Raw genomic sequence first — 13,031 nt, 5'->3', positions numbered from 1 at the left:
CATGCCGAACTTCCAGGATGCGCGCCCAAGTGCGAGACCTTACGCCTGGTGTGCCGGCCTGCTGAGCATGGCATGGGGCGCATTGTTGCTGGCATTGGCGCTTACAACAGACGGAGACGCTGCGATGACCATGAAGGAGATGGGCTATATGGCTAAGGCAGTTCTCATGGGCGGGGCAGCAATCAGCGCTCTGGTGGCACTGGCGTTTGGTGGGCATTGGGCGTTCAACGCAGCGACCAGCAGATCACCCCTGGAGGCACCGCCGGGCGCGCTGCCGGCCGCTGGGCTAGAAGTGGTTGATCGAGATGATCCAACGTGGTCACTGGAGATCCGCGGGATCGGCATGGCACCTGGGGCGTCCCATCAGACTTCTGTTTGGAAGAAGATCCGCGAGAAGCGAAGTGACTTTGCGTCTATCTATTCGCAGGATCCACTCGACTACACGGACTCGGAACAATGGCGACGAGACAGCGCTGAGATAAGAATGGGCGCAGCGTTCAAGTACGCGGTCAGCGATGCGGTTGCTTACTGGCCGATCCCCAGCTTCGCTGTGGAACCGCCGAATGTCGGGAAGTTCGAGTTCATGGGCGCGGCTGGGCTGATTGACGCAGGTCGATTTGGTGGCTCGCTTGGCGTTACGTTGTTTCTGTGGCAACAGGATGCCAACACCACGCGTGCGCAGCCAACGATCGAGAAGATCTATAACTTCTTCGATGAAAACCCTGAACCGCCTGCAGTCGTCCTGGCAGTGCGCGATGGAGAGGTCATGCGTGACCGCTACAGTCCGCAGGATGAGCCTCTCATTTCAGAGGGCCACTATGTTCCCGATATCATCGACACCACCGCAGTACTAACCCTGGCGCGCAGCGATCGGGTAGACCGCTATCTGCGCCCCTATGCGCCCACCTATCGCGAGAACAACCAGGACACGCGATTTGATCTGAGCAAGCTGTGGTTCCATTACTTCGAGGCCGAGCGGCGCGTCGGGGAGGAGTACGAGGCCCGGCAACGTGCACGTGGCGTACAGGATCCCTGGTTCCCCGGCACCCTCCCCACCGAAGAGTGGCAGGCAACCCTCCCCGAACTCTGGAAGCACACCAACAACGTCGGCCCCGGCAACTTCACGCAGACCCCTTGGCTGCCAGTGCGCTGGCCGCAGCATCAGATCGACGAGTTCGACCGCATGCCGCAACTGGGGCATCTGCATCGGCCGATCAAGGTGATGCTGCACGATGCCGAGGGCAAGCCGCTGAGACCCGCCCTGCAAGCCCAGGCGCTGGCCGAGGGCTGGAAAGAGGCGCTGGCAACGTTGCCCGAAGGTCATGCCCCCGTGCGTATTTTCCACGACAGCCACGACGGTACCGCACTAGGTATTGCCTTGAATGCGGCCCTGCATTCCTTGAACACGGACGGGCATGGCCTGGAGTTGAACAACGTGGACGAGGGTTACGACATCGGCCGCCGCATCGGCAACGTGGGCATTACCAGCCCTGTGGTGCAGATCGGCCTGGGCGCTATTGCCAGCTACCACCAGGGCGGCGTGAGTGCCGTGGTCTACGCCGGTGCGGATGGCAGCGCGACGATCCAGATGGTGCGCCCGCCCAGTGACGGGGAAAAGGCGCGTAACGATGCCCAGCATCGAACAGCCGATCCCTTCATGTGGCGGGTGCCAGGTGGGGGCAGCTGACCAATGTTGAGATTTCGAAGCTGCCATAGGCAGTGCTCGTCGACCCCGTAGTGCGTGTGCGCGGTCACCCTGCAGCTCCAAGTGCCTTTTGCATAGCCGTTTACCCGGACATCGCCCGATTGCTGCTCGGCACCGGTGCGATCTGTATCAGTCCATTGCCACATCAGAAATCAAGAATCCAATGCCATGAAAGAATCAGAATCCCGCAGTGACGTATCCGCTTGGTACCGGTTTGGGTTGTTCATGTCCGGAGTTCTCCTTTGTACCGTGTACGCGGCGCTGTTCGGGTTCCGCTCGCTCAGGCTTAGTGGAATGGAGGCGCTCGCCGTTGCTGGCGTTGTCATGTGGGTGGTCGGCGTGGGAACAATAGCGTCCACCATCCTGATGTGGTTGTACGCCATCAAACAGAAGCCGTGGCAACGTGGCAGGAGGTCATTCTGGTTCACGCTTCAGCTGGTTCTGATTCTTGGCCCGTGGTCTCTGATCGGCATATTCACGCTGATCTTCCTGGTGGAAGCTTGAACCCGGTAGCGCACCCAGACTCCAGCGGGTCTGGGCCGGCGCAGCACCCTACGCGCGTTGCCCTGAAATGAAATCGCCTGTCTGTCTGGGTGACGCCACCAGCAGCGGTGGCGAAGTGGTGGACTGTCAGTGCGACGGCACGCACAGGGGCAATGGCCATCCCATCGCTGTGGTGGGGGATCACGCCACCTGCCCGTTGCATGGGGGCACCTTCCCATTTGTTGAAGGCGACCCGGCGCGCTTCATGGGAGGCAAGCCCATCGTGCTGGAAGGGCATCGCCTTGCCTGCGGCTGCCACGCCATCGCTGCGGCAGCGCTGCGCATCGGCGTGGACTGAGCTGCCTGAACCGCTCCCGCAGTTGCCGATGAAACATTTTGCACTGCGCAAAAGCTGTGCTATCAATACACCCCATGAACGCCGTCCACGCCAACTTTTATTGGTATTACTTTCCGAAGCCCCAGGCGGAGGAAGGACTGCGTTCACCCTGAAGAAACCTTCAGACGCATTCCCGAAAGCCGCCAGCGAACCTGGCGGCTTTTTTCATGTCGCCACGCTGGGGACCCCCAACGTTCCGGAGAACCCCCGCAATGCCCCCGCACACCGACGACCTGCGTATCCGCACCATCGAACCGCTGACACCGCCCGCCCAGCTGCTGGCGGTGCTGCCCTGCGACGATGAAGCCTCCGACACCGTCAGCGCCTCGCGCGCGGCCCTGCACGAGATCCTGCATGGCCGTGACGACCGCCTGGCGGTGGTGGTGGGCCCGTGCTCGATCCACGACCCGCACGCCGCCATCGAATACGCCCAGCGCCTGAAGCCCCTGCGCGATGCGCTGGCCGGCGAACTGGAAATCGTCATGCGCGTGTACTTCGAAAAGCCGCGCACCACGGTGGGCTGGAAGGGCCTGATCAACGATCCGGACCTGGATGGCAGCTTCAAGATCGACAAGGGCCTGCGCATTGCCCGCGGCCTGCTGCGTGACATCAACAAGCTGGGCCTGCCGGCCGGCGTCGAGTTCCTCGATGTGATCTCGCCGCAGTACATCGCCGACCTGGTTGCGTGGGGTGCCATCGGTGCACGTACCACTGAAAGCCAGGTGCACCGCGAACTCGCTTCGGGCTTGTCCTGCCCGGTCGGCTTCAAGAACGGCACCGACGGCAACGTCAAGATTGCCGCCGATGCCGTGGGTGCAGCATCGAACCCGCATCACTTCCTGTCGGTCACCAAGCAGGGCGGCACCGCCATCGTGTCGACCACCGGCAACCCGGATTGCCATGTGATCCTGCGTGGCGGCAAGCAGCCGAACTACGACGCAGCCAGCGTCGGCGAGGCCTGCCAGGCACTGGCCAAGGCCAAGCTGCCGACGCGCCTGATGATCGATGCCAGCCACGCCAACAGCCTCAAGAACCCCGAAAACCAGCCGAAAGTGATCGAGGACATCGCCACCCAGCTGGAAGACGGCGAACAGCGCATCGTGGGCGTGATGGTGGAAAGCCATCTGGTCGGTGGCCGCCAGGAACTGGTGGAAGGCCAGCCGCTGGTCTACGGCCAGAGCATCACCGATGGCTGCATTGATTGGGACACCACCGTGCAGGTGCTGGAGCGCTTGGCCGCTGCCGTGCGCGCCCGTCGTGAAGTGAAGGTGTCCGAAGCCGCTTGAGTGCGGCACATGTGTGGATGGCGGCCAGCGCCTGCGGGGGTGCGGCCGCGATCAGGGTCGGTCGGAGTTGGAGACCGGCCCGTCCGCACCGGCGATGCGCCTGGCGCTGCGTAAGTACGACAGCGCCAGGTACATCGCCGGGGTGGAGATACCGGTTTTTGTAGCGTCGAGCCATGCTCGACTGACGCAGTAGATCCACGCCACGCGTGGATGATTGCCCGCCCATGACGGCTACGACCCGTCGGCAACCACATCATCCCCGCCTGGGCGCTCCCGGCTATCGATGATCCTGCGCCTGGCAGGCTTCCATCGGAACCATACCTCACTGATTCCACTGAAGAATCTGCAGGCTGCAGACGGGCCTCTCCCGCGCCCGGCGCTCTCTGCCGCAAACGGCCATTCCCCTTGCCCTGCCTGCGCCTCACGGTTGTCCGTCCGGGGAGCGCCAACCTAGGGCGGCAGGAGCGGAAGCGTGGCTATGAACTTGACGAAACTTATCACGGTGATAAATTGAAGCCGGTGCTGTGGAGGGTTGATCCGACACAATTGCAGCGGCTCCAGAACTCCGGGACGTCGCGCCGGGCGATCAGTGTTCGCGGGTTGCCCTTGATTGATCTGCTGGCCTTGCAGCAATGCGTGCACACAGGCGGGTTGCAGCCGGACGATGTCTGGGTGGCCATCCACAAAGCACAGAGGGATCTGGAAAACCTGCGTTGGACGCTGGGCGATCTGCTGGACTGTCTGGTGTGCCTGCACGCAGAGGGCTACAGAAGATCGGAATGGTGCACAGACCAGCGGGGCAACTGGCATCCATGCGACGCCTACGCCATCCGCTACGACGATGTGCGGAAGTGCCGGATCAACCGATCGGACATCAACTACTACCTCAAGTTTTCAGTTGGCCAGGATGGAAGTCTGCGGATCGTTTTTCTCAGTTGCCATTTGTAGAGCGCCATACGCTTGACCGGAGCACACCATGAACAAAGCTACCCCTCGGATGTGTCCCGCCTGCCAGCAGGCGCAACTGGTGGCATCCACGCGCGAACGGCATTTCAATCCACGCGGCCACCGCGTAGTGGTCGAGCTGCTGGTGATGCAGTGCCCCGCTTGTGGCGCTACGGTAACCAGTGCGGCGCAGCAGATCGAAAACCTCAGCAGGCTTGCCGCACGGCGTGAACACTATGGGGGCCTGCTGCTGGGCGAAGATGTGCTGGCGCTCCGGCGGCGCTATGGCTTGACCCAGCGCGCAGCGGCCAAGCTCTTTGGAAAAGGCGCAATCGCGTTTTCCCGCTACGAGAATGAAGCAACGTATCCTGACGATGCCACGACGATGCTGCTCGCGCTGGCGACGGAGAAACCGGACGTGGTGCGGTGGCTTGCCGAGCGCACGGGCACGGTGGTGCCATTGCTGGACCCGCCGCGGGAAGCTGCAACCAAGCCTGCACGGCGTGTGGCGAGAAGCCGTAGGGCCACACCCGGCACGCCGAGAGGGCCTGCCCGATCAGCGCGCTGATCCGCCTTTCTGTAGTCGATCCATGCTCGACTGACGCAGAATGCAGTCGAGCATGGCTCGACTCTACATGGCGCTCTTTTTCCGCACCCTCGCCAACGCCAGGTACATCGCCGGCGTCGTGTACAGCGTCAGCCACTGGCTGACCAGCAACCCGCCCACGATCGCGATGCCCAGCGGCTGCCGCAGCTCCCAGCCCTCGCCATTGGTGAGCATCAGCGGCAGCGTGCCCAGCAGCGCCGCCAGTGAAGTCATCAGGATCGGCCGCAGGCGAAGCCGTGCCGCATCCATCACCGCGTCGTGCGCGCTCAGGCCACGGCGCTCGCCGGCCAAGGCGAAATCCACCAGCAGGATGGTGTTCTTCATCACCACGCCCACCAGCAGGAACAAGCCGAGCAGGGCGATCAGGTTCAGTTCGTTGCCGAACACCCACAGCGCCAGCAGTGCGCCGATGCCGGCAGAGGGCAGGGTGGACAGGATCACCAGCGGCTGCAGGAAGCTCTCGTAGAGGATGCCCAGCACCAGGTAGACCGCCAGCGTGGCGCCCAGCACCAGCCACAGCTGGCGCGCGCGCAGGCTGTCCAGGCCACCGGCTTCGCCGGACAGCTTGGCCTGCACGGTGCGCGGCAGCATCAGCTTCGCCATGGCGGTGTTGATGGCCTGCGTGGCCTGCTCCAGGCCGACACCCGGCGCCAATGCGAATTCGATCCAGATCGAGGCGAACTGTTCGCTGTGGTAGATGCGGTCCGGCGCCATGCCATAGCGCCAGCTGGCGATGGTGGACAGCGGAATGCGCTGGCCGCTGCCATCCACCACCTGCAGGCGCGCCAGCGTGCCCGGGTCCTGGGTGTGCCTGGGGTCCAGCTCCATCACCACGCGGTACTGGTTGAGGCTGTCGTAGAGCGTGGCGACCTGGCGCTGGCTGAAGGAGTTGTTGAGCATGCTGGCCACCGTGCGCAGGTCCACGCCGTGGCGCGCGGCGGCTTCGCGGTCGATGTCCAGCACCACCTGGCGCATGCCGGCCTCGCCCTGCGCTTCCACGTCCACCAGCTCGGGCAGGGCGCGCAGCGCGGCGCCGACCTTCGGGGCCCACTCGCGCAGCGGCGCCATGTCCGCCGACAGCAGCTGGAATTCGTACTGGCCGCTGCTGCCGCCCCCTTCCAGGCGGATGTCCTGGTCCACCCACAGGTACAGGTTGCCGCCGGGCAGCTTGGGCAGGCGCGCGCGCAGGCGGTCGATCACTTCCTGGCTGGACACCTTGCGCTCGGCCAGCGGCTTCATCTTGATCATGATGAAGGCGTTGTTGACGCCGTTGCTGCCACCGATATAGCCGATGATGTCCTCGATGGCCGGGTCGGACAGCAGCAGTTTGCGGTAGGCATCGATCTTCGGCTGCATGGCTTGGAACGAGAGGCCATCATCGCCACGCGCGAAACCGCGCAGCTGTGCGGTGTCCTGCTTGGGCACCACGCCCTTGGGCACCTGCTGGAACAGCCAGGCGTTGAGCGCGATGACCGCCACGAAGGCCAGCAGCGGCCAGCGCAGGTGGCGCAGGCTGGCCTGCAGCGTGCGCAGGTACGCCGCACGCACGCGCTCGAACAGCGCGTTGCTGCCACGCTGCCAGCGCGAGGCGTGCTGCGCGTCATCGACGAACAGGCGCGCACACAGCATCGGCACCAGGCTCAGTGCAATTACCACCGACACGCTCATCGCCGCCACCAGGGTCAGCGAGAATTCGCGGAACAGGCGCTCGACGAAGTCATCCAGGAACAGGATGGAGACGAACACCACGGCCAGCGCGACGTTCATCGACAGCAGCGTGGCACCCACTTCGGCCGCGCCGCGTACCGCAGCCTGCCAGCGGTCGGCGCCGAGTTCGCGGTGGCGCGCGATGTTCTCCAGCACCACGATCGCATCGTCCACCACCAGCACGGCGGCCACGATCAAGGCCATCAGCGAAAGCGTGTTGAGCGAAAAGCCCATCAACGCGACCAGCGCCAGCGTGCCGAACAGCACCACCGGAATGGCCACGCTGGGCACCAGCGCCGCCCGCCAGTGGCCCAGGAAGGCCAGCACCACCAGCACCACCAGGGCGATGGCCAGCACCAGGGTCAGCTCGGCTTCGTGCAGGGTGGCGCGGATGACCGGCGAGCGGTCCATCACCAGCCGCATGTCGACGTTGGACGGCAGCAGCGCGTGCAGCTGCGGCAGCTGCGCCTGGATGGCATCGACGGTGGCGATGATGTTCGCGCCGGGCTGGCGGCTGACGATCAGCAGCACCGCCGGGCGTTCGTTGTGGAAGCCGCTGGCATAACGGTCTTCCACCCCGTCGGCCACCACCGCTATATCGCCGAGGCGCAGCGTGCGGTCGTCGCTCACCTTCACTGCCAGCTCGCGGTACTGCGCGGCCTGGCGCAGCTGCAGCGGTGCTTCCAGCTGCCAGTGCTGGCGGTCATCGCCCACTGCACCCAGCGGCCGCACTGCGTTGGCGCGTTCGATCACCTGGGCCACGTCTTCCAGTGCCAGGCCGGCATGGTTGAGCGCATTCGGGTCCAGCGACACGCGCACCGCCGGCAGGGCGCTGCCGCCCACCTGCACTTCGCCCACGCCCGGCACCTGCGAAAGCTTCTGCGCCAGCACGGTGGAGGCCAGGTCGTACAACTGGCCCGGCGGCAGCGTGTCCGAGGTCAGTGCCAGCGCCAGGATCGGCGCCTGCGAGGGATTCACCTTGCGGTACTGCGGCATGCCCGGCATGCCGCTGGGCAGCTGCCCGCGTGCGAGGTTGATCGCCGCCTGCACTTCGCGCGCGGCTTCGTCGATGTCGCGGCCGAGCACGAACTTCAGCTCCACCGAGGTCTGCCCCTGGGTGCTGGCCGAATCGATGCGCGAGATGCCGGGCAGGCTGCCGAGGGCGCGCTCCAGCGGCGTGGCCACGGTGGCGGCCATCGATTCGGGCGAGGCGCCGGGCAGGCTGGCGCTGACTTCGATGGCCGGGTAATCCACCTGCGGCAGCGGTGCCACCGGCAGCAGCCGCAGCGCCAGCAGGCCGGCCAGGACCAGCGCCACCGCCAGCAGGATCGTCGCCACCGGTCGCTGCACGCAGGCCTGGGCCAGGCGTGCGATGGGGCTCATGCGCGCGCCTCTTCAGGCGTGGCAAGGGTGGCCGAGCGCCTGCGCTGCAGGCGGTCGAAGGCCAGGTAGATGACCGGCGTGGTGAACAGGGTCAGCACCTGGCTGACCAGCAGGCCGCCGACCATCACCCAGCCCAGCGGCTGCCGCAGTTCCGCGCCGGAACCACTGGCGAGCATCAGCGGCACCGCGCCGAACAGCGCGGCCAGCGTGGTCATCAGGATGGGACGGAAGCGCAGCAGCGCCGCCTGGTGGATTGCCTCGCGTGGCGTCATGCCACGCGTGCGCTGCGCGTCCAGCGCGAAGTCGATCATCATGATCGCGTTCTTCTTCACCAGGCCGATCAGCAGCACGATGCCGATCACGGCGATCAGGTCCAGGCTGCGCCCGCTCACCCACAGTGCCGCCAGCGCGCCCACCGTGGCCGAGGGCAGCGTGGACAGGATGGTGATCGGGTGCACGAAGCTTTCATAGAGCACGCCGAGCACGATGTACATCACCACCACCGCGGCCAGGATCAGCCACAGCGTGGACGACAGCGAACTGCTGAACGCCGCCGCCGCGCCCTGCAGGCGCAGTTCGATGCTTTCGGGCAGGGCAACCTGCGCGCGCGCCGCTTCCACGGCCGCGGTGGCTTCGCCCAGTGATGCGCCCGGTGCCAGGTTGAACGAGATCGTGGCCGCCGGGAACTGGCCGACGTGGTTGCGCAGCAGCGCGGCCGGCCCCAGTTCCACCCGCGCCACCGCGCCCAGCGGCACGGTCTGCCCGGTGCTGTTGCGCACGCGCAGGCCACTGATGGCATCGGGCCCGGGCTGGCGTGACGGATCGGCTTCCAGCACCACGCGGTACTGGCTGGCCTGGGTGAAGATGGTGGAAATCTGCCGCTGCCCGTAGGCGTCGTACAGTGCGTCGGCCACCGCTTCCACGCTGACGCCCAGGCGTGCGGCCGCATCGCGGTCGATGTTCACCCGCGCCTGCCGGCCCTGCATCTGCAGGTCGCTGGCCACATCGCGCAGGGCCGGCTGCTGGCGCAGGGCCTGCAGCAGCTTCGGCGTCCAGGTTTCCAGCGTCTGCTGTTCGGGCGTGGTGAGGGTGAACTGGTACTGGTTGCGGCTGATGCGGTCTTCGATGCCCAGCTCCTGCACCGGCTGCAGGTACAGAGTGATGCCGGGGATCTTCGACACGCGCTGCTGCAGGCGCTCCATCACCACGGCGGCGCCATCGCGGTCGCCATGCGGCTTCAGCTCGATCAGCAGGCGGCCTGTGTTGAGCGTGGCGTTGTTGCCGTCCACGCCGATGTAGGACGACACGCTGGCCACCGCTTCGTCCGCTTCGATGGCCGCCGCCAGCGCCTGCTGGCGCTCGCGCATGGCCTGGAACGAGATGGCCTGCGGTGCTTCGCTGATGCCCTGCACCAGGCCGGCATCCTGCACCGGGAAGAAGCCCTTGGGCACGGCGAAGTACAGCGCCACGGTCAGCGCCAGCGTAGCGACGGTGGCCAGCAGCATCAGCGGCTGGCGCTGCAGCACCCACTGCAGCTGGCGGTCGTAGACGGCGATGATGCGGTCGAACACATCCGGCGCGTGCGCGGTCTTCGCATGCGGCTTGAGGAACCGCGCGCACAGCATCGGCGTCAGGGTGAGCGACACCAGCAGCGAGATACCGATCGCCACCGCCAGCGTCACCGCGAACTCATGGAACAGCGCGCCCACCAGGTCGGCCATGAACAGCAGCGGGATCAGCACCGCGATCAGCGAGACGGTCAGCGAGACCAGGGTGAAGCCGATTTCGGCCGCACCCTTCAGCGCGGCTTCGCGTGGGCTTTCGCCTTCTTCCAGGTGGCGGGCGATGTTTTCCAGCATCACGATGGCATCGTCCACGACGAAGCCGGTGGCGATGGTCAGCGCCATCAGCGTGAGGTTGTTGAGCGAATAGCCGGCCAGCAGCATCACCGCGAAGGTGCCGATGAGCGACAGCGGCACCGCGATGCTGGGAATGAGCGTGGCCGGCAGGTTGCGCAGGAATACCCAGGTGACCAGCACCACCAGGCCGATGGCCAGCACCAGTTCCTTCTGCACGCCGCGCACGGAGGCGCGGATCGATTCGGTGCGGTCGCTCAGCACGTTCATCTGCACGCCGGCCGGCAGCGTGGCCTGCAGCTGCGGCAGCAGCGTCCGCACCTGTTCGACCACGGCGATCACGTTCGCGCCGGGCTGGCGCTGGATGTTCACCAGCACCGCCGGCGTGGTGCCGCTCCAGGCGGCCAGCTGGCGGTTCTCGGCGCCGTCGGTGATGGTGGCCACGTCGCCCAGCCGCAGCGGCGCGCCTTCGCGCCAGGCCAGCACCAGGGCGCGGTACTCCTCCACGCTGCGCATCTGGTCATTGGCATCGAGCATCACCGCGCGGATCGGGCCGTCGAAACTGCCCTTGGGCAGGTTGACGTTGGCCGCAGCGATCGCGGTGCGGATGTGGTCCATGCCCAGGCCGTTGGCAGCCAGTGCAGCCGGATTCACCTGGATGCGCACAGCGGGGCGCTGGCCACCGGCCAGGCTGACCAGGCCGACGCCGGGCAGCTGTGCCAGGCGCTGCGCGATGCGGGTATCCACCAGGTCGTGCACCTGCGGCAGCGCAAGCGCCTGCGAGGTCACCGCCAGGGTGAGGATGGGCGTGTCGGCCGGATTGACCTTGCGGTACACCGGCGGCACCGGCAGATCGCCGGGCAGGAAGCTGCCGGCCGCATTGATCGCCGCCTGCACGTCCTGCTCGGCCACGTCCAGCGATACGTCCAGGCCGAACTGCAGGGTGATGACCGAGGCACCCCCGGAGCTGGTGGAGGACAGCTGCTTCAGGCCGGGAATCTGGCCGAGCTGGCGTTCCAGTGGCGCGGTGATCGTGCGCGTGGTCAGTTCCGGGCTGGCGCCCGGGTACAGCGTGGTGATCTGGATGATCGGGTAATCGACCTGCGGCAGCGCCGCCACCGGCAGCAGGCGGTAGGCCAGCACGCCCGACAGCAGCAGCGCCACCATCAGCAGAGTGGTGGCGACCGGGCGCAGGATGAACGGGCGCGACAGGTTCATGCGCCGGCCTTGGCCGCCTTCGCCGTGGCAGCGGGTTCGGCCACGATTTCCACCGCGGTGCCATCTTCCAGGCCGTCGATGCCTTCGATCACCACCTGGTCGCCGGCCTGCAGGCCGGAGCGCACGGCCACGCGGCCCTCATCGGCCGGCCCCAGCACCACGGTGCGGCGCTGCGCCTTGTTGTCCTTGTCGACGATGTGCACGTAGTTGCCCTGGCTGCCGAACTGCACGGCGGCATCGGGAATCAGCAGCGCCGGCTGTTCGCCCAGCTGCAGGCGCACGTTGACGAACTGGTTGGGGAACAGGGCCAGGCTCGCGTTGTCGAACTGCGCGCGCAGTTTCAGCGTGCCGGTGGCGGTGTCGATGCGGTTGTCGACGCTGGACAGCGTGCCCTGCGCCAGCGCCTTGCTTTCACTGCGGTCCCAGGCTTCCACCGGCAGACCGGCCTGGGCCTGCACGGCATCCAGCAGGGCCGGCAGTTCCGGTTCGGGCACGGTGAACAGCACGCTGATCGGCGCGGTCTGCGCCAGGGTCACCAGGCCTTCGGTATCGCTGGCGTGCACCAGGTTGCCGACATCGAGGCGGCGCAGGCCGACGCGGCCGCTGACCGGCGCGGTGATGCGGGTGTACTGCAGCTGCAGGCGTGCTTCGTCCACCGAGGCCTGGTCGCTGATGCGACGGCCCTGCAGCTGCCGCACCTTGCTCTGCTGGTCGCTCAGTTCCTGCCCGGATACGTAGTTCTGCTTCTGCAGTTCGCGGTAGCGCTGCAGCTGGCGCTCGGCGTTCTCAAGTTCGGCCAGGTTCTGCTGCTGGGTGCCCTGCGCCTGCGCCAGCTTCACTTCATACGGGCGCGGGTCGATCTGTGCGAGCAGGTCGCCGGCTTTCACTTGCTGGCCTTCCTGGAAGTGCAGGCGCAGCAGTTCGCCATCCACGCGGCTGCGCACCACCACGCTGTGCAGCGGGGTGACCGTGCCGACAGCCTTCAGGCGCAGCTGCAGCGGTTCGGCGCTGGCCCGGGCCACGCGCACCGGCACGGTCTTGCCCGGGCCTGCGTCCGCGATTGCCTCGGTGCGCGGCCACGCCCACCAGGCCAGCAGGCCGGCGACGATGACGGCGGCGGCGATCACCCACGCGCGGCGGGAACGGGGCGGGGTGCTACGGGACGGCTCAACAGCGGACATGGGGCATCCTGCGCCCTGCGCACGCGCAGGGACATGTACGCCCGGTCGCGCATCATGCGCAGCGGGCAACGGGGGAGGGGAGTGTCTGGCGGGACCGCGACGCGGTGTGGCTGGATGCCGCCGCGCGAGCGACGGGGCGTCAATGGTAGCCAATCAGACCCACGAATGCCGCATGACCAAGGTCATGCCCGACCGCTCTTGTAGAGTCGAGCTTGCTCGACTGCCGTAGTCAGGAGCCGTCGAGCAAGCTCGACGCTACGAAC

Annotated in this window: 9 protein-coding genes; 6 read left to right on the top strand and 3 right to left on the bottom strand. The window is 66.4% G+C overall.

Features of this window, described 5'->3' with window-relative positions; genetic code table 11:
- The first annotated feature begins 1 nt into the window (after window position 1).
- From QMZ26_RS06025 to QMZ26_RS06000, 6 genes are all read left to right on the top strand, one after another.
- Window positions 2–1,687, top strand: a complete 1,686-nt coding sequence (locus QMZ26_RS06025; protein ID WP_283220882.1) for a DUF2875 family protein — start codon at window positions 2–4, stop codon at window positions 1,685–1,687.
- A 186-nt stretch (window positions 1,688–1,873) separates the two neighbouring features.
- A complete protein-coding gene (locus QMZ26_RS06020; protein ID WP_283220881.1) occupies window positions 1,874–2,209 on the top strand; it encodes a hypothetical protein in 336 nt (111 codons plus the stop codon).
- Between the two features lie 67 nt (window positions 2,210–2,276).
- The gene (locus QMZ26_RS06015) at window positions 2,277–2,546 is read left to right on the top strand and encodes a PAAR domain-containing protein (RefSeq protein ID WP_283220880.1); all 270 of its coding nucleotides are present in this window, start codon (window positions 2,277–2,279) and stop codon (window positions 2,544–2,546) included.
- A 251-nt stretch (window positions 2,547–2,797) separates the two neighbouring features.
- A complete protein-coding gene (locus tag QMZ26_RS06010; RefSeq protein WP_200732514.1) occupies window positions 2,798–3,871 on the top strand; it encodes a 3-deoxy-7-phosphoheptulonate synthase in 1,074 nt (357 codons plus the stop codon).
- Window positions 3,872–4,381: 510 nt separating this feature from the next.
- The gene (locus QMZ26_RS06005; RefSeq protein ID WP_283220879.1) at window positions 4,382–4,819 is read left to right on the top strand and encodes a hypothetical protein; all 438 of its coding nucleotides are present in this window, start codon (window positions 4,382–4,384) and stop codon (window positions 4,817–4,819) included.
- Window positions 4,820–4,847: 28 nt separating this feature from the next.
- Window positions 4,848–5,384, top strand: a complete 537-nt coding sequence (locus QMZ26_RS06000) for a type II TA system antitoxin MqsA family protein (protein WP_283220878.1) — start codon at window positions 4,848–4,850, stop codon at window positions 5,382–5,384.
- 63 nt (window positions 5,385–5,447) lie between these two features.
- On the opposite strand, the gene QMZ26_RS05995 is transcribed toward QMZ26_RS06000, so the two are convergent.
- The 3 genes from QMZ26_RS05995 to QMZ26_RS05985 are packed head-to-tail and all read right to left on the bottom strand — an operon-like array spanning window position 5,448 to window position 12,768.
- Window positions 5,448–8,513 carry an efflux RND transporter permease subunit gene (locus QMZ26_RS05995; protein WP_283220877.1) on the bottom strand — a complete coding sequence of 1,022 codons (3,066 nt, stop codon included), beginning with the start codon at window positions 8,511–8,513 and terminating at the stop codon, window positions 5,448–5,450.
- Window positions 8,510–11,587: a multidrug efflux RND transporter permease subunit gene (locus tag QMZ26_RS05990; protein WP_283220876.1), complete on the bottom strand. Its 3,078-nt coding sequence runs from the start codon at window positions 11,585–11,587 to the stop codon at window positions 8,510–8,512. Before QMZ26_RS05990 ends, QMZ26_RS05995 begins: the two co-directional genes overlap by 4 nt.
- Window positions 11,584–12,768 (bottom strand): MdtA/MuxA family multidrug efflux RND transporter periplasmic adaptor subunit, encoded by a 1,185-nt coding sequence (locus QMZ26_RS05985; RefSeq protein WP_283220875.1) that lies wholly within the window; start codon window positions 12,766–12,768, stop codon window positions 11,584–11,586. The genes QMZ26_RS05990 and QMZ26_RS05985 overlap by 4 nt, the downstream gene beginning before the upstream one ends.
- Window positions 12,769–13,031: the final 263 nt, after the last annotated feature.

Origin of the sequence: Stenotrophomonas sp. PFBMAA-4 (assembly GCF_030053215.1) — a bacterium.
In the GTDB taxonomy this organism is placed as follows: Bacteria; Pseudomonadota; Gammaproteobacteria; order Xanthomonadales; family Xanthomonadaceae; genus Stenotrophomonas.
This window is presented reverse-complemented; position numbering and strand designations above follow the sequence as displayed.

Bases quoted from the DNA above. Each gene is read 5' to 3' on its own strand.
- QMZ26_RS06020 (WP_283220881.1), top strand. From the start codon at position 1,874: ATGAAAGAATCAGAATCCCGCAGTGACGTATCCGCTTGGTACCGGTTT.
- QMZ26_RS06010 (WP_200732514.1), top strand. From the start codon at position 2,798: ATGCCCCCGCACACCGACGACCTGCGTATCCGCACCATCGAACCGCTG.
- QMZ26_RS06000 (WP_283220878.1), top strand. From the start codon at position 4,848: ATGAACAAAGCTACCCCTCGGATGTGTCCCGCCTGCCAGCAGGCGCAA.
- QMZ26_RS05985 (WP_283220875.1), bottom strand. From the start codon at position 12,768: ATGTCCGCTGTTGAGCCGTCCCGTAGCACCCCGCCCCGTTCCCGCCGC.
- QMZ26_RS06015 (WP_283220880.1), top strand. From the start codon at position 2,277: ATGAAATCGCCTGTCTGTCTGGGTGACGCCACCAGCAGCGGTGGCGAA.
- QMZ26_RS05990 (WP_283220876.1), bottom strand. From the start codon at position 11,587: ATGAACCTGTCGCGCCCGTTCATCCTGCGCCCGGTCGCCACCACTCTG.
- QMZ26_RS06025 (WP_283220882.1), top strand. From the start codon at position 2: ATGCCGAACTTCCAGGATGCGCGCCCAAGTGCGAGACCTTACGCCTGG.
- QMZ26_RS05995 (WP_283220877.1), bottom strand. From the start codon at position 8,513: ATGAGCCCCATCGCACGCCTGGCCCAGGCCTGCGTGCAGCGACCGGTG.